This window comes from Streptomyces roseirectus, from assembly GCF_014489635.1.
GTDB classification, from domain to species: domain Bacteria; phylum Actinomycetota; class Actinomycetes; order Streptomycetales; family Streptomycetaceae; genus Streptomyces; species Streptomyces roseirectus.
Genome location: NZ_CP060828.1, coordinates 9,758,015 through 9,778,683, shown reverse-complemented (window position 1 = coordinate 9,778,683; position 20,669 = coordinate 9,758,015). Strand labels below are relative to the sequence as shown.

Annotated in this window: 20 protein-coding genes and 2 pseudogenes; 12 read left to right on the top strand and 10 right to left on the bottom strand. The window is 72.4% G+C overall.

From position 1 onward, the window contains the following. Positions 1-18: 18 nt before the first annotated feature. The gene (locus IAG44_RS42130) at positions 19-942 is read right to left on the bottom strand and encodes an MBL fold metallo-hydrolase (protein ID WP_187752280.1); all 924 of its coding nucleotides are present in this window, start codon (positions 940-942) and stop codon (positions 19-21) included. Between the two features lie 92 nt (positions 943-1,034). On the opposite strand from IAG44_RS42130, the gene IAG44_RS42125 reads away from it, so the two are divergent. Then, positions 1,035-1,931: an AraC family transcriptional regulator gene (locus IAG44_RS42125; RefSeq protein ID WP_187752279.1), complete on the top strand. Its 897-nt coding sequence runs from the start codon at positions 1,035-1,037 to the stop codon at positions 1,929-1,931. A 43-nt stretch (positions 1,932-1,974) separates the two neighbouring features. Here IAG44_RS42125 and IAG44_RS42120 read toward each other — a convergent pair whose 3' ends face one another. After that, on the bottom strand, positions 1,975-2,850 hold the full coding sequence (locus IAG44_RS42120) for a DUF4394 domain-containing protein (protein ID WP_187752278.1): 876 nt from the start codon (positions 2,848-2,850) through the stop codon (positions 1,975-1,977). A 258-nt stretch (positions 2,851-3,108) separates the two neighbouring features. On the opposite strand from IAG44_RS42120, the gene IAG44_RS42115 reads away from it, so the two are divergent. The 4 genes from IAG44_RS42115 (at position 3,109) to IAG44_RS42100 (ending at position 6,899) form a co-directional block, all read left to right on the top strand. After that, positions 3,109-4,284 (top strand): PucR family transcriptional regulator, encoded by a 1,176-nt coding sequence (locus tag IAG44_RS42115; protein WP_187752277.1) that lies wholly within the window; start codon positions 3,109-3,111, stop codon positions 4,282-4,284. Between the two features lie 117 nt (positions 4,285-4,401). Beyond that, complete coding sequence (locus IAG44_RS42110) at positions 4,402-4,809, top strand: YciI family protein (protein WP_187752276.1); 408 nt, start codon at positions 4,402-4,404, stop codon at positions 4,807-4,809. A gap of 8 nt (positions 4,810-4,817) precedes the next feature. After that, positions 4,818-5,963: an RNA polymerase sigma factor gene (locus IAG44_RS42105; RefSeq protein ID WP_187753122.1), complete on the top strand. Its 1,146-nt coding sequence runs from the start codon at positions 4,818-4,820 to the stop codon at positions 5,961-5,963. Between the two features lie 87 nt (positions 5,964-6,050). Further along, positions 6,051-6,899 carry an HAD family hydrolase gene (locus IAG44_RS42100; RefSeq protein WP_187752275.1) on the top strand — a complete coding sequence of 283 codons (849 nt, stop codon included), beginning with the start codon at positions 6,051-6,053 and terminating at the stop codon, positions 6,897-6,899. Positions 6,900-6,967: 68 nt separating this feature from the next. Here the strand turns inward: IAG44_RS42100 and IAG44_RS42095 are convergent, their stop codons facing one another. Continuing rightward, positions 6,968-7,453, bottom strand: coding sequence for a MarR family winged helix-turn-helix transcriptional regulator (locus tag IAG44_RS42095; protein ID WP_187752274.1), 486 nt, complete (start codon positions 7,451-7,453; stop codon positions 6,968-6,970). A gap of 64 nt (positions 7,454-7,517) precedes the next feature. Beyond that, positions 7,518-8,468, bottom strand: coding sequence for an NmrA/HSCARG family protein (locus IAG44_RS42090; protein ID WP_187752273.1), 951 nt, complete (start codon positions 8,466-8,468; stop codon positions 7,518-7,520). A gap of 135 nt (positions 8,469-8,603) precedes the next feature. Here IAG44_RS42090 and IAG44_RS42085 point away from each other — a divergent pair, with 135 nt between their 5' ends. Continuing rightward, complete coding sequence (locus tag IAG44_RS42085) at positions 8,604-9,716, top strand: NAD(P)-binding domain-containing protein (RefSeq protein WP_187752272.1); 1,113 nt, start codon at positions 8,604-8,606, stop codon at positions 9,714-9,716. 73 nt (positions 9,717-9,789) lie between these two features. Here IAG44_RS42085 and IAG44_RS42080 read toward each other — a convergent pair. Continuing rightward, positions 9,790-10,635 (bottom strand): annotated as a pseudogene (locus IAG44_RS42080) (LLM class F420-dependent oxidoreductase); the annotation flags it as partial. A 122-nt stretch (positions 10,636-10,757) separates the two neighbouring features. Next, positions 10,758-11,963 carry a 4-hydroxyphenylpyruvate dioxygenase gene (gene hppD, locus IAG44_RS42075; protein WP_187752271.1) on the bottom strand — a complete coding sequence of 402 codons (1,206 nt, stop codon included), beginning with the start codon at positions 11,961-11,963 and terminating at the stop codon, positions 10,758-10,760. 240 nt (positions 11,964-12,203) lie between these two features. Between hppD and fahA the strand changes: the two genes are divergently transcribed. The 3 genes from fahA (at position 12,204) to IAG44_RS42060 (ending at position 14,987) form a co-directional block, all read left to right on the top strand. Continuing rightward, positions 12,204-13,394, top strand: a complete 1,191-nt coding sequence (fahA, locus tag IAG44_RS42070; protein ID WP_187752270.1) for a fumarylacetoacetase — start codon at positions 12,204-12,206, stop codon at positions 13,392-13,394. A 353-nt stretch (positions 13,395-13,747) separates the two neighbouring features. Continuing rightward, the gene (locus IAG44_RS42065) at positions 13,748-13,957 is read left to right on the top strand and encodes a hypothetical protein (protein WP_187752269.1); all 210 of its coding nucleotides are present in this window, start codon (positions 13,748-13,750) and stop codon (positions 13,955-13,957) included. Between the two features lie 7 nt (positions 13,958-13,964). Then, positions 13,965-14,987, top strand: a complete 1,023-nt coding sequence (locus IAG44_RS42060) for an LLM class flavin-dependent oxidoreductase (protein WP_187752268.1) — start codon at positions 13,965-13,967, stop codon at positions 14,985-14,987. Positions 14,988-15,026: 39 nt separating this feature from the next. Here IAG44_RS42060 and IAG44_RS42055 read toward each other — a convergent pair whose 3' ends face one another. From IAG44_RS42055 to IAG44_RS42040, 4 genes are read right to left on the bottom strand one after another with little or no spacing between them, the layout of a single operon-like run. Further along, the gene (locus tag IAG44_RS42055; RefSeq protein ID WP_187752267.1) at positions 15,027-15,785 is read right to left on the bottom strand and encodes an SDR family NAD(P)-dependent oxidoreductase; all 759 of its coding nucleotides are present in this window, start codon (positions 15,783-15,785) and stop codon (positions 15,027-15,029) included. Between the two features lie 37 nt (positions 15,786-15,822). Then, positions 15,823-16,812 carry a transketolase family protein gene (locus tag IAG44_RS42050; protein WP_187752266.1) on the bottom strand — a complete coding sequence of 330 codons (990 nt, stop codon included), beginning with the start codon at positions 16,810-16,812 and terminating at the stop codon, positions 15,823-15,825. Continuing rightward, on the bottom strand, positions 16,809-17,690 hold the full coding sequence (locus IAG44_RS42045) for a transketolase (protein WP_223006851.1): 882 nt from the start codon (positions 17,688-17,690) through the stop codon (positions 16,809-16,811). Before IAG44_RS42045 ends, IAG44_RS42050 begins: the two co-directional genes overlap by 4 nt. A 17-nt stretch (positions 17,691-17,707) precedes the next feature. Next, positions 17,708-19,060 (bottom strand): MFS transporter, encoded by a 1,353-nt coding sequence (locus tag IAG44_RS42040; protein WP_187752264.1) that lies wholly within the window; start codon positions 19,058-19,060, stop codon positions 17,708-17,710. 187 nt (positions 19,061-19,247) lie between these two features. On the opposite strand from IAG44_RS42040, the gene IAG44_RS42035 reads away from it, so the two are divergent. The 3 genes and pseudogenes from IAG44_RS42035 to IAG44_RS44065 form a co-directional block, all read left to right on the top strand. Then, positions 19,248-19,937, top strand: a complete 690-nt coding sequence (locus tag IAG44_RS42035) for a GntR family transcriptional regulator (RefSeq protein WP_187752263.1) — start codon at positions 19,248-19,250, stop codon at positions 19,935-19,937. Between the two features lie 174 nt (positions 19,938-20,111). Further along, complete coding sequence (locus IAG44_RS42030; protein ID WP_187752262.1) at positions 20,112-20,360, top strand: hypothetical protein; 249 nt, start codon at positions 20,112-20,114, stop codon at positions 20,358-20,360. A gap of 5 nt (positions 20,361-20,365) precedes the next feature. After that, positions 20,366-20,638, top strand: a pseudogene (locus tag IAG44_RS44065) (aminoglycoside phosphotransferase family protein); the annotation flags it as partial. Positions 20,639-20,669 lie beyond the last annotated feature (31 nt).

The following is a 20,669-nucleotide window of genomic DNA, read 5'->3' as shown; positions in this document are numbered from 1 at the left end:
TCCGACGGTCCGCGCTCGCTACCCCTCGGCGTTCGCGAACCCCGCCCACTCCCCCACCGTGAACTCCCCTCCGTCCCGGCGTACTTCCACCGCGCCCGCGCCCGCGAAGTGCGCCGGGATCAGCAACTCCCGTTCGTCGGCGGCCCGTCCGAGGATCCGCCGGCGGCTGGCCACGGCCTGCCCGGGGTCCAGGCAGGCGAAGCTGTTGCAGCGGGAGCGCAGGATCTGCACCGGCGTGTGGAGCAGGTCCCCGACGAACACGGCCCGTTCGCCCCCGGAGTCGAGGCGCAGGACGGACGACCCGGGGGTGTGTCCGGGCGCGGACTCCAGCGTGAGGTGTTCGTCGATCCGGTGGGCGCCGTCCCACAGCCGCACCTGCCCGGCCCGGTGGACCGGCGCGACGCTGTCCTCGTAGACCAGCCGGTCGACCTCGCGCTGCCCGCCCCCGTATCCGCCCGCGGGCCCGAAGTGGGCGTCGTCGGCGGCCGGCAGGAGGTACTGGGCGTTGGGGAAGGCCGGGATCCACTCGCCGTCCGTGCCGGAAGCGTCGAGGGTGTTCCAGCCGACGTGGTCGGCGTGGAGGTGGGTGTTGACGACGACGTCGACGTCCTCGCGCCGCACCCCGGCCCGCGCGAGGAGGCCGGGGAGGTCGCTGCGGGTGCGGTGGAACGGCGGCATGCCGGGCCGTTCGCGGCGGTCGCCCACGCCGGTGTCGACGACGACCGTCCGCCCGGCGCTGCGCAGCACCCACGTCTGGAGGGCGACCACGGCCTGGTCGCTGTCCGGTTCCCAGTGGTCCGGCGCGAGCCAGTCCTCGTTGTCCCGCCACACCTCGGGGCCGGCGTCGGGGAAGAGGCCGGGCACGGGGGCGAAGGGGCGCTGCCACTCGACGAGCCGGACGACCTCGACGTCCCCCAGCACGATGTTCTGTACGTTCGTCATGCCGTCGACTCTAGGAAGCGCCCGGTGATCCGCTCAATGCGCGTGCCGGTCAGGAAGATACGGCAGCGTCTCACCAGGGATAGGCTGGGTGGATGGACGTGGTGAGTGACGCGATCTCCGCGGTGCATCTGGGGCGCCCCTCCTCCCAGCGGGTGCGGGCGGGCGGGGAGTGGAGCGTACGGATCTCCCCCTATGACGGCGCGGGTTTCCACGTCGTCCTCAGCGGGAGCTGTCTGCTGCTGCCGGACGGGGGTGAGCCGGTGGCGCTGGGGGTCGGTGACGCGGTACTGCTGCCGCACGGCGCGGGGCACGTAATCGCCGGGGCGGGGACGGAGGCGGGGCGCGCGCGGGAGCGGGCGGTGCCGTTGGAGCGGTGGACGGGGGCCGAGGCGTCCGGCGGGACGGAGCTGCTGTGCGGGAAGTACCGGCTCGACTGCAGCCGGATCCATCCGCTGATGACGGAGCTGCCCGAGGTCGTGCACCTGCCGAACCGGGTCGGCGCCCACCCTCAGCTGCGGGCGGCGATCGATCTGCTCGCCGGTGAGCTGGACGAGCGGCTGCCGGGGTCGTGCGTGGCGCTGCCGAGCCTGCTGGATCTGCTGCTGGTCTATCTGATCCGGGCGTGGATGGCGGAGACGACCAGCGGGGTGTGGCCGGCGGTGCTGGGTGATCCGGTGACGTCGGCGGCGCTGCGGGCGATGCACTCGGCGCCGGCCGCGCCGTGGACGTACGACCGGCTGGCCGCCGAGGCGGGCGTGTCCCGGCCCACGCTGGCCCGGCGGTTCACCTCGCTGGTCGGCCGGCCGCCGATGGCGTACCTGACGTGGTGGCGGCTGATCCTCGCCGCGAGCCGGCTGCGGGACTCCTCCGACACGCTGGCCACGATCGCGGCCCAGGTCGGCTACGGCAGCCCGTACGCCCTGTCGCACGCGTTCCTGAAGGAGTTCGGGGTGACGCCGGGGCGCTACCGGAGCGCGTCGAAGGCGTGAACGCCGGTGCGCCGCCGCGGACTCGGGCGGCGCACCGGGGTGCTCAGGTGCCGCTGATCGTGATGGCGAAGTCCGTGATGTTGAGCGGGAACTGCCCGATGGGCGTGGGCGATCCGGTGAGGATGTCGACGCTGTAGAACGTCGGCGTGCTGTTGCCGTAGGGCGTGAGGGAGGCGAAGGCGGCGTTGGCCGTCGTCTTGCCGTTGGTGGTGGAGCTGAAGATGTCCATGCCCGCGTCGAGGTTCGCGTCGAAGCCGAGGAGTCCGGTCGGGACGAGGTTGCCGGCGTTGGGCGGGGACTGGATGACGATCTGGTCGTTGAGGGTGTCGACGTCGACGAGGGTGGTGCCGGTCGAGCCGACGAGGTCGTTGTTGGTGTACGCGGCGGCGGTGACGCCGAGCGCGGCGGTGGTGGCGGGCGGGATGTTCAGGGGGCTGTCGGCGACGGTGGTGTTGTCGTTCAGGTTGTGCCGCAGGTTCTGCCCGTTGTTGCTGAGGACCCTGAGCCGGTCGGCGGCCGGGTTGAAGTCGATGTCGAACGTGGTGCCGTAGAGGGCGATCTGTAGCTGGGAGACCTTGGTGACGACGGCGTCGGTGGTGGCCGGCGGGGTCTTGATGGTGTAGATGCCGCCCTTGTCGCCGAGGCCGTACAGGAGGCCGTTGGAGACGCGGTGGTCGACGCCGACGAGCCTGGTGTCGCCGCTGAGGCCGATGACGGCGCGGACCCAGTCGAGGACCTGGGGCCGGTCGGTGGTGAAGGTGGCCATCAGGGTGCCGTCGCCGGTGATGCCGAAGGCGCGCAGGCTGGGGGTGGCTGCGGGCGCGGCGGCGCCGGATCCCGTGCCGCCCGCCATGAGCGCGCCGGTGGCCGACAGGACGGCGGCCAAGGCCGCGGCTCTCTTTCCTATCCCTGCTCTCATCAGGCGTTTCCTCCCGTTCGGGCGCACGCCGTGGGGCACGCGCAAAAGAGTGTCGGGGCCCCTTTCGCGGTACCCAATTAAGCGCGGCCCGCCCCCGCCCCACAACCGGATCAGCCGACAACGGCGTCTCGTGCGGCGAACTTTGCGCACTCTGACAAACACGCCGCCCTCACACTCCTCACGCTTTCACCCGGACTGATAATCGACGGTCCGGTTTTCGCCTAGGACCGCTCCCCGCCGACTGACATGCTCACGCGCATGGGAAGTCTCTTCGCCGAACTGGCCCGGCAGGCACCCGCCAACGCGCGCCGCGAGATCGACGCGTACGCCCGCGACGTCCCGGAGTTCGCCGCCGTGGAGCGGGACACCCGGGCGCGGGCCGAGGCGCTGGACTACGCGGTGTGGTTCCGGCGCCGCACGATCGAACTCTCGCCGCAGAACGGGGTCCTGACGGACGGCGACCTCGACTACATCGCCTCCATGGGCGAGTTACGGGCGAACGCGGGCATGTCCCTGGCCTCGCGTCAGCAAGTGCTCAGCATCCACACGGAGTTGATGCTCCGTGAGATCGACGAGGCGACGCGTGCCCGCAGCGCCGGGAGCCTGGACGAGCTCATGCGCGTCATGGGCTGGTTCGCCCCGCAGGGCGAGCGGGGCATCGACGCCTACTGCCGGGGTTTCGTCACGGTCCTGCGCCGCCGCATGCCGTTCGCCGCCCAGGCCGCCCTGCTCGCCAAGGCGTTGCTGTCCGACGACCCGATGGCCAAGGAGCTGGCCCGGGTGGTGGACGTCGAACTCGCCGACACGTACGCCGTCGTGGTGATCCGCGTGCCGGACCGCCCCGGTGACGACCGTGACCTGGACGACGTCGTCGAGGCCCTGGTGCGCGCGCACCGCACGCCCGCCTTCTGGAACGCCGACCACACCGGCCGGGGCGGTGAGCTGATCGCCCTGCTGCCGGACGGCCCTCACCTCCCGGACGTCGCCGGGGACTTCGCCGCGTCGCTGGGCCACCCCTGCGCCGCCGGCACGGCCACCGGGCCCCGTACGGACCTCGCGGACGCCCTCGACCGGGCCCGCCGTATCAGCCGCACGGCCCCGCTGCACCGCGCGCCGGCCCGGGTGCGCCCGCGGAGCCTCGCGGACGTCTTCGTCGAACTCGCGGTCGCCGACGCCCCGTTCACGGACGCCTGGCTCAAGGGGATCGCCCGCGAGCTGGCACCGGGGCCGGATCTCCTGCTCACCCTCGACGCGTACTACCACTGCGACATGAACCGCGCCCTGACCGCGACCGCCCTCAACGTCCACCCCCGCACCCTGGACTACCGGCTGCGCCGCGTCCGCGATCTCACGGGCCTCGATCCGGCCTCGACGCGGGGCGTGCGGATCCTGAGCACCGTGGTGACGCGGAGCCTGTCGGGGGCGTGGCGCTGAGCCGCGCGGAATCTCGCCGAAAAAATCTTCGCCGGTGATGTCGAGATCGCGTATCCGGCTCCGTCCCCGGGGTGAAGGCGGCCAGAATGGGCCGCACGAGCACCGAGGAGAACGACCATGGCCAAGTACCTGCTGCTGAAGCACTACCGCGGCGCCCCCGACCCGGTCAACAACGTGCCCATGGACCGGTGGACGCCCGAGGAGGTCGCCGCGCACATGCGGTACATGCGGGACTTCGCGGCGAAGCTGGAGGAGAGCGGCGAGTTCGTCGACGGCCAGGCGCTCGCCCCCGAGGGCGCGTGGGTGCGCTACGACGGCGAGGGCCGCCCGCCGGTCACCGACGGGCCGTTCGCGGAGACGAAGGACCTGATCGCCGGGTGGATGATCATCGACGTCGACGGCTACGAGCGGGCCGTCGAGCTGGCCGGGGAGCTGTCGGCGGCGCCGGGCGCGGGCGGGCGGCCGATCCACGAGTGGCTCGAGGTGCGGCCGTTCCTGACCGCGCACGCCCCGGTCGCGGAGTGACCTCTCCTGTGGACGAGGTCCGGCTGCGCAGCCTCACGCCGGGTGTCCTCACCGTCCTCGTCCGCCGCGGAGCGGACTTCGCGGCGGCCGAGGACGCCGTCCAGGACGCCCTGGTGGAGGCGCTGCGGGTCTGGCCGGCCGACCCTCCGCGCGACGCCAAGGGCTGGCTGGTGACCGTGGCCTGGCGGAAGTTCCTCGACGCGGCCCGCGCCGACACGGCCCGCCGGCGGCGTGAGGACCGGGTCGAGGAGGAGCCGGCGCCGGGTCCGGTGCCGGGGGCGGACGACACGCTCCAGCTGTACTTCCTGTGCGCCCACCCGTCGCTGACGCCCGCGTCGGCGGTCGCGCTCACCCTGCGCGCCGTCGGCGGCCTCACCACCCGCCAGATCGCCGACGCCTACCTGGTGCCGGAGGCCACCATGGCGCAGCGGATCAGCCGGGCCAAGCGGACGGTGTCCGGGGTGCGCTTCGACCGGCCCGGTGACGTGGCGACCGTGCTGCGCGTGCTGTACCTCGTCTTCAACGAGGGGTACTCCGGCGACGTCGACCTCGCGGCCGAGGCGATCCGCCTCACCCGGCAGCTCGCGGCCCGGATCGACCACCCGGAGGTGGCGGGCCTGCTCGCGCTCATGCTGCTCCACCACGCCCGCCGCGCCGCCCGCACCACCCCGGACGGCGCCCTGGTGCCGCTGGCCGAGCAGGACCGGAGCCGGTGGGACACGGCGGCGATCGCCGAAGGGGTCGCCGTCCTCCAGGCGGCGCTGGCCCGCGACCGGCTGGGCGAGTTCCAGGCGCAGGCCGCCGTCGCGGCCCTGCACGCCGACGCACCCAGCGCCGCCGAGACGGACTGGGTGCAGATCGTGGAGTGGTACGACGAGCTGGCGAAGCTGACGGACAGTCCCGTCGTCCGGCTCAACCGCGCGGTCGCCGTCGGAGAGGCCGACGGCCCCCGCGCGGGCCTGGCCGCGCTCGCCGATCTGGACGCCTCGCTGCCCCGCCACACGGCCGCCCGCGCCTACCTCCACGAGCGTGCCGGCGACCTCGCGACGGCGGCCCGCCTGTATGCCGAGGCGGCCGGCCAGGCGTCCAACCTCGCCGAACGGGACCACCTGACCCGTCAGGCCGCCCGCCTCCACACCGGCCTGGCCCGGTGATGCCGTCGTGACGTACTGTTGACGCGTCAAGAAGGGTTGATGCGTCATCTTCCGAGGTGGCGTCCGTACCGCCGAGGAGAGCCCCCTATGAGCACGGCGACGCCGCCCAGACTGGTCGCGACGGACCTCGACGGCACCCTGTTGCGCAGTGACGGGACGCTGTCCGCCCGTACACGCGCGGCGCTCGCGGCGGCCGAGGGCGCCGGGATCCGTGTGGTCCTGGTGACCGGCCGTCCGCCGCGCAGTGTGCCGGAGCTGCTGGCGAGGACCGGTCCGCACACGGTGATCTCCGCGAACGGCGCGGCGGTCCACCACTCCGACGGGACGCTCGCCCACACGCTCCCCTTCCCGCCCCGCTCCGCCGCCCTGCTGGCGCGGCGGATCCGGGAGGCGATTCCCGGCACGTCCTTCGCCGTCGAGTACGACACGGGGTACGGGCACGAGAGCGCGTACCCGAGCTGGTCGTACGGCGGCGAATCGGTCGAGGTCGTCGGCCCGGCCGGGGAACTGCTCGCCGTGGACCGCCCGTTGCTGAAGATCCTGGCCCACCATCCGACGCTCCCGCTGGACGAGTTCTTCGCGCAGGCGCACCGGATCGCCGGACCTGGCGCCGAGACGACCCACTCCACCGGGCTCTCGCTGGTGGAGTTCAGCGCGCCCGGGGTCACGAAGGCCACCACCCTCCTCTCCTGGAGCGGCCGACTGGGCATCGACGGCCTGGAGATCGCCGCGTTCGGGGACATGCCCAACGACCTGCCCATGCTCACGGCCGTGGGGCACTCGTACGCCGTGGCGAACGCCCACCCGGACGTCCTGGCGACCGCACGCCACCGTGCGCCCTCCAACGACGAGGACGGGGTGTCGCGGGTGCTGGAGGGGTTCGTCGCCGCGGCGGCGCGGGTGCCGGCCGCCGGGGAGGCCGGGCAGGGGGCCTGAGCAGGGGCCCCTAGGCGCGACTCCTCCGGGTTGACGCATCAACAACGACCCTGGGGCCGGTGCGCGAGTCAGGACTGCTTGTCGGGTGCGTTCCGCTCCTCGTCCAGCTTGCCGATGACCCGCTCGGAGATCTCGGCCAGGGCCCTCAGCTCGGCCGGGGTGACGTGGTCCAGGAAGAGTTCGCGCACCGCCTCGACGTGCCGTGGCGCCGCCGCCTCGATGGCCGCCCGCCCGGCGTCGGTGATCACGACGAACGCCCCGCGCGCGTCCTCGGCGCACTCCTCGCGGACGACCATGCCCCGGCCGGCCATACGGGCGATGTGGTGGGACATACGGCTCTTCTCCCACTCCAGCGCCCGCGCGAGGTCCTGGTAGCGCTGACGCCCCTGGGGTGAGTCCGTCAGGTGGACCAGGACCGCGAAGTCGGCGGGAGACACGCCGGCCTCCGACTGGAGCCGGCGCCCGAGGCGCCCGCCGAGCCGTTCGTGCAGCCTCACGAAGCCTCGCCAGGCGCGTTGCTCCTCCGGCGTCAGCCATCGCACTGTGTCTCCCATGAAGAGAGTGTAAACGTAGTTGACAGTTCATCGAGTCCTGTGGAGCGCGGGAGGTGCGGGTGGTTCAGCGCGCGGGGAGCGCGGCGGCGTTCTCCGCGATCCAGGTGGCGAAGCTCTTCAGCTCCGGGTGGATCGCACGGATCGCGGCCAGGTCGCGGGCGCCGGTGAACTCCTGGTCGAAGTCCCCGTAGTACTGGAACATGTTGCCGATCTCGTCGCCCGCCGGGACGCCGAGGGAGCGGAAGACGTCGTAGGGCACCGACCGGAAGCGCACCGGCTCACCGATGGCCTCGCCGATCAGCTGCGCGTACTGGGCGCCGGTGAGGTGGTCGCCCGCGAGGCCGACGGTCTCGCCGATGAAGTGTTCGGGGCGCTCGAGGAGGGCGAGGGCGGTGCGGCCGATGTCGTTCACGTCGACGCCGGACAGGAGTTTGCCGTCCTCCAGGGGCAGGGTCAGCGTCAGGACGCCGTCCTCGGCTCGCTCGGGGGCGAGCGTCGTCAAGAAGCCCTGGTAGAAGAACGTGGTGTTCAGGAAGGTCGTCGGTACGCCGGCCCGGCGGAACAGGTCGTTGGCCTCGCCCTTGACGTCGAAGTGCGGCACGTTGTACTTGCCCTGGAGGACCGGCATGCGGGCGTCGTCCAGCGGGAGCAGTTCGCGGGTGTCCTCCAGCGTCGACCACACGACGTGCTTCAGCCCGGCGGCCTTCGCCGCCCGCACCAGCGTCTGGGCCTCCTGGATCTCCTTGGCCGCCGAGCCGTGCGCCCAGAAGTTGGTGACCAGGAAGGCTCCGTAGGCGCCCTCGAACGCCTCGCGCACGGACGGCTCGTCGTAGAAGTCCGCCCGCACGACCTCCGCGCCGAGCGCCGCGAGTTCCTTCGCGGCGGACGAGGCCGGGTCGCGGGTCAGGGCGCGCACGGTGAAGCCCGAGTCCGGGTCGGCCAGGATCGCCCGCGCGGCTCCGCCGCCCTGCGCGCCCGTGGCTCCGGCGACCGCGATGACCTTGTTCTCACTCATACCAGTGACCTCTGTCCCAGGAGGATTTACGGTTGACGCATCAACTGAACCACTCGCGAGTTGATACGTCAACGGCATCCGGATTACCGTCTCACCCGAAGGCGCGCACCCCCGCGCACCACCCGAGGAGCCCTCATGAACACCCCCGTGCGTGCCGATGTCGTGGTCATCGGCGGCGGGCAGTCCGGCCTGTCCGCCGCACACCACCTCAAGCGGCGCGGCTTCACCAGCGCGCTGACCGACCCGGACGGCGCACGCACCTTCGTCGTCCTGGACGCCGAACCGGCGCCCGGCGGGGCGTGGCGCCACCGCTGGGAGTCGCTGCGGATGAACACCGTCAACGGCATCTTCGACCTGCCCGACTTCCCGCAGCCGCCCATCGACCCCGACGAGCCCAGCCGGACGGCCGTCCCGCGCTACTTCGCCGCCTTCGAGCAGGCGGACGAGCTGCCGATCCTGCGGCCGGTGACGGTCGGCGCCGTGCGGCGCGTCGACGAGCGGCCGGACGGCGAGCTGGCGGTGGAGAGCGGCGCCGGGACGTGGACGACGCGGGCCGTGATCAACGCCACCGGCACCTGGAACAACCCCGTCCGCCCCCACTACCCCGGGCAGGAGACCTTCACCGGCCGCCAGCTCCACACCCGCGACTACGTCAGCGCCGACCGGTTCACCGGCCTGCGGGTCGCCGTCGTCGGCGGGGGCATCTCGGCGCTCCAGCAGTTGGAGGAGATCTCGCGGACGGCCACCACGTACTGGTACACGCGGCGTGAACCCGTCTTCCTGGACGGCACGTTCACGCCCGAGGTCGAGGGCCGCGCGGTGATCGCGAAGGTCACCGCCGATGTGGAGGCGGGCCGGCCCACCGGCAGCGTCGTCTCCTACACCGGCCTGGGCTGGACGCCGTACGCACGCGCCGCGAAGGAGCGCGGGGCCCTCGCGCGCCGGCCCATGTTCACGGCGGTCGAACCGCACGGGGTGCGTGAGGCGGACGGTTCCTTCACGAGCGTCGACGTGATCCTGTGGGCCACCGGCTTCAAGGCCGCGCTGGCTCACCTCGACCCGCTGGGGCTGCGCAACGCGCTCGGTGGGATCACCATGCTCGGCACCCAGGTCGCCGGTGAGCCGCGCGTGCATCTGGTCGGGTTCGGGCCGTCGCAGTCCACGGTGGGGGCGAACCGGGCGGGACGGCAGGCGGTGAACGGTCTGCTGCGGCACTGGCACGCCGCCGAACTGTCGCGGGCCGAGTGACGGACTCGGGCGGCGCGATGCCGCGTCGCCCGCCGGTGGCCCGCGCGCCCTGCCGGCCTCGGCGCTCCTCGGCTCAGGTCAGCAGGGCGGCGAGCCTGCTCCAGGACTTCCTCGGCAGGGACTCTCCCGTCGGCCCGCTGCCGTCGATGACGTGGAGGGCCACATGGTCGGCGCCCGCGGCGATGTACTCGTCGATGCGGGCGCGGATCCGGGTGTCGTCGCCCCAGGCGTAGAGCGCGTCGATGAGGCGGTCGCTGCCGCCGTCCGCCAGGTCGTCCTCCGTGAAGCCGTGGCGGAGGAAGTTGCCGGTGTAGTTGGGGAGGGTCAGATAGATGGCCAGGTAGTCGCGGGCCAGGGCGCGGGCCCGGGACGGGTCGGACTCCAGGACGACCTTCAGCTCCGGGGCCAGCAGCGGGCCGTCGCCCAGGCGTTCGCGGGACGCGGCCGTGTGGTCGGCGGTGACCAGGTAAGGGACGGTTCCGGCGGCGCGGTCCCGGGCGAGGTCGATGCTCTTCGGGCCGAGGGCCGCGAGGAGACGTCGGTCGGCGGAGTGGCCAGCCTCGTCCAGGCCGTCCAGGTAGGACACCAGGGCCGAGTAGGGGCGCCGGTACCCCTCCGCGAACCGGGCGTGGCTGACGCCGAGGCCCAGGGCGAAGCGGCCGGGGTGGGCGGCGTCCAACTCGGCGTAGCTGGCGGCGGTGGCGGCGGGCTCGTGCTCACAGATGCTCTGGATGCTGGTGCCGACCACGATCCGGGAGGTCGCCTCGATCAGCGGGGCGGCGTCGCGGGCGGAGGTGTTGCCGCCGAGCCAGAGCGCCCCGTAGCCCAGCTCCTCCAGCTCCGCGGCCACCTCGGCGAGTTCGCCACTCCGCTCCCCCGAGCGCAGGGCGCCGCTCCAGATGCCGTACCGTCCGACGGTTTACTTCAGCTTGCCGGTCATGAGTGGCGCTTCCCTCCGGTCGGTTCACGTGAAGCCGTACCCCCACCCTGACCGGAGGCTGCCACCGTTTCTTCCCGGCGAGGTGAACCGGCGCCGGTCGGCTAGAAGTTGCCGCGCCGTTCCTGCTCACGCTCGATCGCCTCGAACAGGGCCTGGAAGTTGCCCTTGCCGAAGCCGAGGGAGCCGTGGCGTTCGATGAACTCGAAGAAGACGGTGGGCCGGTCGCCGATCGGCTTGGTGAAGATCTGCAGGAGGTAGCCGTCCTCGTCGCGGTCGACGAGGATGCCGCGCGAGGCCAGTTCCTCGATGGGGACGCGGACCTCGCCGATGCGGGCCCTCAGCTGCGGGTCGGTGTAGTAGCTCTCGGGCGTGTCGAGGAATTCGACGCCCTTGGCGCGCAGCACGTCGACGGTCCTGACGATGTCGCCCGTGGCGAGGGCGAGGTGCTGGGCGCCGGGGCCCCGGTAGAAGTCGAGGTATTCGTCGATCTGGGAGCGCTTCTTGCCGAGGGCCGGCTCGTTGAGCGGGAACTTCACGCGGTGGTTGCCGCTGGCGACGACCTTGCTCATGAGCGCCGAGTACTCGGTGGCGATGTCGTCGCCGATGAACTCGGCCATGTTGGTGAAGCCCATGACGCGGTTGTAGAAGCCGACCCACTCGTCCATGTGGCCGAGTTCGACGTTGCCGACGACGTGGTCGAGGGCCTGGAAGATCCGCTGGGGCTCGCCGTCGGGCTTGGCGTAGCCGGAGCTTCGGGCGACGTAGCCGGGCAGGTAGGGGCCGGTGTAGCGGGAGCGGTCGACGAGGGTGTGGCGGGTCTCGCCGTAGGTGGCGAGGGCGGCGGTGCGGACGGTGCCGTGTTCGTCGGTGGTGTCGTGCGGTTCCTCCAGCACGGTCGCGCCCTGCGCGCGGGCGTGGGCGACGCACCGGTCGACGTCGGGGACTTCGAGGGCGATGTCGATCACGCCGTCGCCGTGGCGGCGGTGGTGGTCGAGGAGGGGGCTGTCGGGGTGGACGCCGCCCTTGAGGACGAAGCGGATCGCCCCGGAGCGCAGCACGTACGCGTGGTGGTCGCGGTTGCCGGTCTCGGGGCCCGAGTAGGCGACGAGTTCCATCCCGAACACGGTCTGGAAGTACAGGGCGGCCTGGGTCGCGTTGCCGACCGCCCAGACCACGGCGTCCCAGCCGGTCACCGGGAAGGGGTCGCTCGCGGCGTCGTACTCGACGAGTCCGACCAACTGCTTGAGCTGGTCCAAGTCCAGTTCCGCCAGCCGTTCCTGGCTCGTGAGGGTCTGTTCCATGCTCATGCGAGGCCCCTTTTCACCGTGCCCGTGTCCAGCGCGTGGCGTCAGGACACACCTGCGCACGGACTCTGCACAAGAGTCGCCTCCGGGACTGATCAAGCTGCTCAGTCTGTCTCGCGGACGGCCCTGGAAGCTGTGCAAAGTGTCCAGTCGAGCCCTGCTTCCTCGCCGTACCCGCTGTCGAGGCCGCAGAGTTGGCCTGTTGCCCGCCGATGTCGTCGCCGACCCGACCGAGGTGCCCGCATGACCGTCCGCCCGAGTGTTCCCGCCGACTCCCTGTTCGGCCTGGCCAACCTGCCGTACGGGGTGTATTCGCTGCCCGGCCGTGAGCCGCGCGTGGCGACCCGGTACGGGGACCAGGTGATCGACCTGGCCGTGCTGCTGGACGACGACGTCTTCGCCCGGCCGAGCCTGAACGCCTTCATGGCGCAGGGGTACGACCGCTGGACCGAGGTGCGGGCCGCGATCGCCGAGCGGCTGCGCGGGCCGGTGCCGCAGGAGGCCGTCCACGAGCTGGGCGCGGTGACGCTGCGTCTGCCGTTCGAGGTCGCGGACTACGTCGACTTCTACGCGTCCGAGCATCACGCCGCGAACCTGGGCCGGCTCTTCCGGCCCGACAGCCCGGATCCGCTGATGCCCAACTGGAAGCATCTGCCGGTCGGTTACCACGGGCGGGCGGGGTCGGTCGTCGTGTCGGGCACCGACGTCGTGCGGCCCTCGGGGCAGCGCAAGGGGCCGCAGGACCCCGTGCCCGTGTTCGGGCCCTCGGTGCGTCTCGACATCGAGGCCGAGCTGGGGTTCGTCGTCGGGACGGGGAGTGCCATGGGCGAGTCGGTCGGCGCGGACGACGCGGAGCGGCACATCTTCGGGGTGGTGCTGTTCAACGACTGGTCGGCGCGCGACATCCAGGCGTGGGAGTACGTCCCGCTGGGCCCCAATCTCGGCAAGTCGTTCGCGTCGACGGTCTCGCCGTGGGTGGTGCCGCTGCTCGCCCTGGACGCCGCCCGGATCCCGCTGCCGCCGCAGGAGCCGGCCGTGCTGCCGTACCTGCGGATGGCCGAGCCGTGGGGTCTGGACATCGAGCTTTCGGTCGCCTGGAACGGGCAGGTCGTCTCCCGGCCCCCGTACGCGGCGATGTACTGGTCCCCCGCGCAGATGCTGGCCCACCAGACGGTCAACGGCGCGCCCTCGCGCACCGGTGACCTGTTCGCCTCAGGCACCGTCTCCGGGCCCGCGAAGGACCAGCGGGGCGCGTTCATCGAGCTGACCTGGGGCGGCGCGGAGCCCGTCACCGTCAACGGCCGCGAGCGGACGTTCCTGGAGGACGGCGACGAGGTCGTCCTCACCGCCACCGCACCGGGCGCGGACGGGGCCCGGATCGGGTTCGGCGAGGCACGCGGGCGGATCGTGACCGGATCCCGCCCCGGCACTTGATGGGCCCCGACGGAAGGCCGGCGCGGTCACGGGGGCGGCGACGTCTGTCGGGGAGGGCGCCGGGACGGCGGTCACCGAGCTGGTGCGCACCCGTCTCGCCGCCACGGAACGGGGACGCGCGCCCCTGGAAGAACTCGCCGCCGGCGGCACTCCGGCAGCGCGGTCCGACGCGCAGGAGCTGCTGCGGGACGAGATGGAGGCGGACCCGGAGCTGAGACGGCGGCTGGAGGTACACCTGTCCGCTCCGTCCACGCACGCTACGAACAGCGTGGTGATTCGGAGTCGGAGGCCGGCCGGACGCGCTCAGCGGGGGCGGCGGAGGCACGGGCACCACCGCGCCGAGCGAATCAGCCGTGGCCGAACGCGAGAGCACCGCGCTCGACGAGGCGGCGGTCGTCGAAGCGACCCTTCCCGACTCCGGCAGCCTGCCCTCCGGTTGGAACGCCACGCAGGACAAAAGCGTCGACCACGCCGCCCAGCGCTTCGGCACGCGCGCCCTGCCCGTCCCAGCGCCGGTGCCGGGGCTGGGAGGGCGGGGAATGTACCCCGCCCCCGATTGTTGAACGCGGTATGAAGAAGATCGGGTTCCTGTCCTTCGGACACTGGACGCCGTCGCCGCAGTCGCAGACCCGCACGGCGGCGGACTCCCTCCTGCAGGCGATCGACCTCGCGGTCGCCGCCGAGGAGGCCGGCGCCGACGGCGCGTACTTCCGTGTCCACCACTTCGCGCGCCAGCACGCCTCGCCGTTCCCGCTGCTCGCGGCGATCGGCGCGCGCACCAGCCGGATCGAGATCGGTACCGGTGTGATCGACATGCGGTACGAGAACCCGCTCTACATGGCCGAGGACGCGGGCGCGGCGGACCTGATCTCCGGTGGCAGGCTCCAGCTCGGCGTGAGCCGGGGGTCTCCGGAGCAGGTCGTCGACGGCTGGCGGTACTTCGGGCACGTGCCGGCCGAGGGGGAGAGCGACGCGGACATGGCCCGCGCCCACACCGAGCGGTTCCTCGACGTCCTGAAGGGCGAGGGCTTCGCGCGGCCGAACCCCCGTCCGATGTTCGCCAACCCGCCGGGCCTGCTGCGTGTCGAGCCGTACTCCGACGGGCTCAGGGACCGTATCTGGTGGGGTTCCAGCTCGAACGCGACCGCGCGGTGGGCCGCCGGTCTCGGGATGAACCTGCAGAGTTCGACGCTCAAGAACGACGAGAGCGGCGAGCCCCTGCACGTGCAGCAGCGCAAGCAGATCGAGGCGTACCGCGAGGCGTGGCGGGCGGCGGGCCACACCCGGGAGCCGCGCGTGTCGGTGAGCCGCAGCGTCTTCCCGCTGACCGACGGCCGTGACCGCGCCTACTTCGGCCGCGAGGGCGGCTCCCGGGACCAGATCGGCCACATCGACGAGAACACCCGGGCGATCTTCGGCCGTTCCTACGCCGCCGAGCCCGACGCGCTGGTCAAGCAGCTCGCCGAGGACGAGGCGATCGCCGCCGCCGACACACTGCTGCTGACGGTGCCGAACCAGCTCGGTGTCGACTACAACGTCCACGTGATCGAGAGCGTCCTCACCCACGTCGCCCCGGCGCTGGGCTGGCGCTGACCCGTGGGTCCGGCGGGCGACTGCGCCCGCCGGGCCTCGTCAGTGGATGTGGGAGCCGCCGTTGACGTCGTACGTCACGCCCGTCAGGTAGCCCGACTCCGGCCGGGCGAGGAAGGCGATCACGTCGGCCACGTCCTCGACGCCGCCGATCCGCCGCACCGGCACGTCCGCGATCATGGCCGTCTTCCGTTCCCCGTCCAGCTTGCCCTGGGTGATGTCGGTGTCGATCAGCCCCGGTGCCACGGAGTTCACGGTCACCCCGGACGGCCCGAGTTCGCGGGCGAGGGAGCGGGCGAAGCCGAGGAGCGCCGCCTTGGCCGCCGAGTAGGCGACGCCGCCGAACACGCCGCCGCCGCGCTGCGCCGAGACGGACGACAGGAACACGATCCGCCCGTAGCCCCGTTCGGCCATGCCCGCCGCGACCCGGTGGGTGACGAGGAAGCCGCCCCGGACGTTGACGTCGAAGATCCGGTCCCACTCGGCGGGCGTGACGTCGAGGAAGCGGGTCGGTGAGGTGATCCCCGCGTTGTTGACGAGGACACCGACGGGCGGCAGCGCGGCCTCCACCTGCTTCAGCGCGGCGTCGACCGCCCCGGCGTCGCAGACGTCCGCCGCGAGCCCCAGGGCCTCGACCCCGTGCCGGGCGCCGACCTCCCGGGCGGCGTCCTCGGCGGCGTCCTTGTCCAGGTCGAGGACGGCGATGTGGTGGCCGGCCGCGGCGAGGGCGTGCGCGGTGGCGCGTCCGATGCCGCGCCGGGAGCCTGCGCCGGTGACGACGGCGGTGCGGGGGGTGGTCATGCGGTTCTCCTTGCGGTGTGTGTGTGTGGGGGCGGGATCAGAGGGCGCGGCGTACGCGGTCCTTGATCGCGGTGACGGACAGCCCGTAGCGGTCGTGGAGGGTGGGGAGCGCGCCGGCGGCGAGGAAGGCGTCCGGCAGGCCGATGGGGACGAGGTGTGCCGTCTGCCCGGCGAAGGCCAGGCAGGACGCCACGGACTCGGCGAGGCCGCCGACGACGCTGTGGTTCTCCAGCGTCACCACGAGGCGCCCCTTCGCCGCCTCCCGCAGGACCGTCGCGCGGTCGAAGGGTTTGATGGTAGGGGTGTGGAGGACGGCGACGTCGACGCGGTCGGCCGCCAGTTCCGCGGCGGCGGTCAGGGCGCGGACCGTCATCAGGCCGGTCGAGACGAACAGCACGTCGCGGCCGTCGCGCAGCAGGGCCGCCCGGCCGACCTCGAAGCGGTAGTCGTACTCGTCGAGGACGGTGGGCACGGCGCCGCGCAGCAGCCGCAGGTAGGTGGGGCCGGGGTGGGCGGCGAGCGCGGGGACGGCCTGTTCGATGTCGACCGAGTCGGCGGGGTCGACGATCGTCAGTCCGGGCATGCCGCGCAGGATGGCCAGGTCCTCGGTGGCCTGGTGGCTGGGCCCGTAGCCGGTGGTCAGGCCGGGCAGGGCGCCGACGACGTTGACGCCGAGTCCCGGTTCGGCGATGTCGAGGCACAGGAAGTCGTAGGCGCGGCGGGTGGCGAAGACGGAGTAGGTGGAGGCGAACGGGGTCAGCCCCACCTCGGCCAGTCCGGCGGCGGCGCCGAGCATCACCTGTTCCGCCATGCCCATCTGGAAGAACCGGCCGGGGTGGGCGTCCCGGAAGACGTGCATGTCGGTGTACTTGGCGAGGTCCGCCGAGAGGCCGACCACGTCCGGGCGTTCGTCGGCGAGCCGGGTCAGCGCGTGTCCGAAGGGGGCCTTGGCGGTGCGCTGTCCCTCCTCGGCGATGGAGGCGATCATCGCGGAGGTGGTGAGCTTGCGGGGTGTCCGTGTGGTCATCGGGCGGTTTCCTCCGTGCGGTGGCGCTCGGTCAACTGGTCGCGGGCGATCTGCCATTCGTGTTCCTCGACCCGCATGAAGTGCGCCTTCTCCCGGTTCTCCAGCAGGGGCACGCCGCATCCGACGCGGGTGTCGCAGACGAGGACGGCCGGGGAGCCCCGGTGCGCGCGCAGGCCGTCGAAGGCCGTGACTAGGGCTTCGACGTCGTTGCCGTCGACGCGGACGGCGTGCCAGCCGAACGCCTCCCACTTGGCGGTGACCGGCTCGGTGCGCAGCACTCCCCCGGTCGGCCCGTCCGCCTGGAGGGCGTTGACGTCGACGATGGCCGTCACGTTGTCCAGGCCGTGGTGGGCGCAGGCGAGCGCGGCCTCCCAGGTGGAGCCCTCGTCGAGTTCGCCGTCCGAGAGGAGGGTGTGGACGCGCGCGGTGCTGCCCTGGTGGCGCAGGCCGAGGGCCATGCCGGTGGCGATGCCCAGGCCGTGGCCGAGGGAGCCGCCGGAGATCTCCATGCCGGGGGTGTAGGTGGCCATGCCGGACATGGGCAGGCGGGAGTCGTCGCCGCCGTAGGTGGCGAGTTCCGCGACGTCCAGCACGCCGGCCTCGGCGAGCGCCGCGTACAGGGCGATCGCATAGTGGCCGATCGACAGCAGGAACCGGTCGCGGCCCGGCCAGTGCGGGTCGTGCGGGCGGAAGTCGAGGACGTCCCTGTAGACGACGGCCAGGATGTCGGCGACGCCGAGGGCCTGGCCGATGTAGCCCTGGCCCTGGACCTCGCCCATGTCGAGCGCGTAGCCGCGGATGCGGTGGGCGGCTTCGCGCAGGGCGTCGACGCGCTGGGGGTTCGGCGCCCTCGTCCCGGGTGCGTGTGTGGACGTCACGGTGGTCCTCATTTCTGTCAGCGGGCGGCGGGGAGTGCGGGGCTCGCGGTGACGGCGCGGTCGGCCGCGCGGCGTTCCTCCGTGCCCCAGGTCTCGCGGGTCGTCCAGGCCGCCACGAGTCCCAGGAGCCCGTAGCAGCTGAAGAGCACGGCGGGGCCCGTCCAGCCGGTGACGGAATGGAGGGCGGTGGCGATCATGGGGGTGAACCCGGAGACGACGGCGGAGAGCTGGTAGGCCAGGGAGGTGCCTGCGGTGCGGGTCCCGGTGTCGAACAGCTCGCAGAACCAGGCGCCCTGGACTCCGGCGAGGCAGTTCTGGCAGACGGTGTAGCTGATCACGAAGGCGAGCAGGACGAGGACGGCGCTCTCCGTGTTGACGAGCAGGAAGAGCGGGACGCCCCACAGGACGCTGACGGCGCAGCCCAGCAGGTAGACGGGGCGGCGGCCGATCCGGTCCGACAGGCGGCCCCAGAGGGTGGTGGCCGCGATGCCGAGCGCCGCAGCGGTGACCAGCGCGGTGAGGGTGGTCGTACTGCTGACGTCGGGGGTGTCGCCGTCGTCCAGGTAGGAGAGCACGAAGGTGACGGAGACGGCGTATCCGGCGGTCTCCGCGATGCGCAGGCAGAAGGCCCGCAGGACGCCTCGCCAGTCGTCGCGGACGACGGTGAGGAGGGGGTTCTTGACGACCTCGCCGGACTCCTTGAGGGCTTCGAACTCGGGCGACTCGTCGATCTTCAGGCGGATGAAGACGCCGACGGCGATCAGCACGGCGCTGAGCAGGAACGGCACGCGCCAGGCCCAGTTGTCGTCCAGGGTGTGCCGGCTGAACAGGAAGGCGAGGTTGGCGAGCAGCAGGCCGACCGGGAAGCCGGCCTGGGTGATGCCGGTGTAGAGGCCGCGCTTGCGCCACGGGGCGTGTTCGAAGGTCATCAGGATGGCGCCGCCCCACTCCGCGCCGAAGGCGAGGCCCTGGATCACGCGGACGATCACCAGAAGGACCGGCGCCCAGATACCGACCGTCTGGTAGGTGGGCAGGCAGCCGATCAGCACGGTCGCGACGCCCATCAGCAGCAGTGAGCCGACCAGGACGGGTTTGCGGCCGACGCGGTCGCCGAGGTGGCCGGCCACGATGCCGCCGAGCGGGCGTGCGGCGAAGCCGATGCCGAGGGTCGCGAAGGAGAGCAGGGTGGCGGACAGCGGGTCGGAGTCGGGGAAGAACACGTCGCCGAAGTAGAGGGCCGCCGCGGTTCCGAAGCCGATGAAGTCGTACGTCTCGATGGTCGCGCCGACTCCGCACCCGACGGCGACCCGCAGGCGCTCGGGGGACCCTTGCGCCGACTGCGGCACGTGGGGCACGTGGGGCTCAGCCATACCGGTCCTCCTTGACCGTAGGCGAATGTTGTCTGTCGACTGTTGACAGTCGAGAGTTGATGCTGAGCGTGAGGGCGGGGTGTGTCAAGCCATGCGGCGGAGATCAGCCGGAAATTGCCGACTGTCAACAGACGACACGGTCGGGGGGCTACCCTGATCACTCGTCGGTTTGAAGGAGGGTTCGACCGTGCCCGGTCAGGCGTTGTCCAGTCTCACCCGCTCGACCACCCTCCGGGAGCGCGCGCTCGACGCGCTGCGGACGGCCATCATCACCGGGCAGTACCGCCCCGGCGACCATCTCGGCGAGGTGGAGATCGCCGAGCACCTGTCGGTGAGCCGCGGCACGGTCCGCGAAGCGCTCCGCCACCTCCAGCAGGAGGGGCTGGTCACGCCCGGCGCGCGCGGCATGCTCCGGGTCTCCCGGCTCACCCCCACCGAGGTCCGGGAACTCTTCCAGGTCCGGGAGGCGCTGGAAGGACTGGCGCTCGCCCAGATCATCGCGTCCCCCCGCAGGCAGGAAGCCGCCGACGCCCTCCGCCAGGCCCTCGCCCAGCTCCAGGACGCCTTCTCCACCGGCGCGGACCTCGCGGCCAAGGTCGAGGCCGACCTCGGCTTCCACCTCCTCCTGTGCGAACTCTCCGGCAACTCCGTCCTCCTGAAGACCTGGCGCCAACTCGAAGGCCCCATGCGCGTCGTCATCATGAGCGCGGCCGCCGAACACCGTGAGTCCGCCATGTCCCCCACCGCCCACGAACCCATCACCGACGCGATCGCCCGCGGCGACGCCGCCGCGGCCCAGCAGATCCTGCACGCGCACATGACTTCGGCGATCGCCCAGCTGGGCATGGCCGCCGACACCGACCGCGACACCGCCTGATCACGTCGTTCACCTGCGGTCCCTTGCGGGCGGAGCCGGAGCCCCGGGAGCATGGATCCCATGGACACGCCGAGCGTCGGCTGGATCACCGTCGCGGCCTACGAGAACCTGCCGGGCCGTCCCCGGCCGATGGCCGCCGTGCGCGCTTGACTGCGTGAGCGCGGCATCGACTGGATGCCCTTCGGGCCGGACGAGATCCGCTGGGGACTCGCCTGCGGCATCAGTGCGGACGGCCACTGGCACGGCTGGTTCGACGTCCGCGTCCGGGCCGACGCGCTCCGGCGGCTCGGACTGCATCCCGGCCGGCCCACCGCCGAGGTCGTCGGCCCGGCGCCGCCCCGCTGGTGGCATGCCGCTGCCGAACGCAACGCTCAAGCGCATACCGGGACCGTCCCGTCCCCGGGCGGTCCGGCGGTAGCGTGATCGGTATGGCGGCAGACGGGGAAGTGTTGGTCGGGGGGATGGCTCATGCGGGGGCGGTGGTTCGGTGGGGGGAGGTGGTGGAGCGGCCGGGGCCGCGGGCCGGGGGTGCGCTGCACGCGTATCTTCGTGGGCTCGCGGAGGGCGGGTTCGACGGGGCGCCCATGCCGGTGGGGTTCACCTCGGACGGGCGGGAGCGGATGAGCTTCGTTCCCGGTGAGGTCGCTCTTCCGCCGTTTCCGGGGTGGGCGATGAGCGGGGGCGCGTTGAGGTCGGTCGGGGGGTGTCAACTGTTTGCCTCTTAGGTCGATT

What these genes read in the sequence shown, in the direction of transcription:
- IAG44_RS42130 (WP_187752280.1), bottom strand. Translation starts at nt 942, where the DNA reads ATGACGAACGTACAGAACATCGTGCTGGGGGACGTCGAGGTCGTCCGG.
- IAG44_RS42125 (WP_187752279.1), top strand. Translation starts at nt 1,035, where the DNA reads ATGGACGTGGTGAGTGACGCGATCTCCGCGGTGCATCTGGGGCGCCCC.
- IAG44_RS42120 (WP_187752278.1), bottom strand. Translation starts at nt 2,850, where the DNA reads ATGAGAGCAGGGATAGGAAAGAGAGCCGCGGCCTTGGCCGCCGTCCTG.
- IAG44_RS42115 (WP_187752277.1), top strand. Translation starts at nt 3,109, where the DNA reads ATGGGAAGTCTCTTCGCCGAACTGGCCCGGCAGGCACCCGCCAACGCG.
- IAG44_RS42110 (WP_187752276.1), top strand. Translation starts at nt 4,402, where the DNA reads ATGGCCAAGTACCTGCTGCTGAAGCACTACCGCGGCGCCCCCGACCCG.
- IAG44_RS42100 (WP_187752275.1), top strand. Translation starts at nt 6,051, where the DNA reads ATGAGCACGGCGACGCCGCCCAGACTGGTCGCGACGGACCTCGACGGC.
- IAG44_RS42095 (WP_187752274.1), bottom strand. Translation starts at nt 7,453, where the DNA reads ATGGGAGACACAGTGCGATGGCTGACGCCGGAGGAGCAACGCGCCTGG.
- IAG44_RS42090 (WP_187752273.1), bottom strand. Translation starts at nt 8,468, where the DNA reads ATGAGTGAGAACAAGGTCATCGCGGTCGCCGGAGCCACGGGCGCGCAG.
- IAG44_RS42085 (WP_187752272.1), top strand. Translation starts at nt 8,604, where the DNA reads ATGAACACCCCCGTGCGTGCCGATGTCGTGGTCATCGGCGGCGGGCAG.
- hppD (WP_187752271.1), bottom strand. Translation starts at nt 11,963, where the DNA reads ATGAGCATGGAACAGACCCTCACGAGCCAGGAACGGCTGGCGGAACTG.
- fahA (WP_187752270.1), top strand. Translation starts at nt 12,204, where the DNA reads ATGACCGTCCGCCCGAGTGTTCCCGCCGACTCCCTGTTCGGCCTGGCC.
- IAG44_RS42060 (WP_187752268.1), top strand. Translation starts at nt 13,965, where the DNA reads ATGAAGAAGATCGGGTTCCTGTCCTTCGGACACTGGACGCCGTCGCCG.
- IAG44_RS42055 (WP_187752267.1), bottom strand. Translation starts at nt 15,785, where the DNA reads ATGACCACCCCCCGCACCGCCGTCGTCACCGGCGCAGGCTCCCGGCGC.
- IAG44_RS42050 (WP_187752266.1), bottom strand. Translation starts at nt 16,812, where the DNA reads ATGACCACACGGACACCCCGCAAGCTCACCACCTCCGCGATGATCGCC.
- IAG44_RS42040 (WP_187752264.1), bottom strand. Translation starts at nt 19,060, where the DNA reads ATGGCTGAGCCCCACGTGCCCCACGTGCCGCAGTCGGCGCAAGGGTCC.
- IAG44_RS42030 (WP_187752262.1), top strand. Translation starts at nt 20,112, where the DNA reads ATGCCCTTCGGGCCGGACGAGATCCGCTGGGGACTCGCCTGCGGCATC.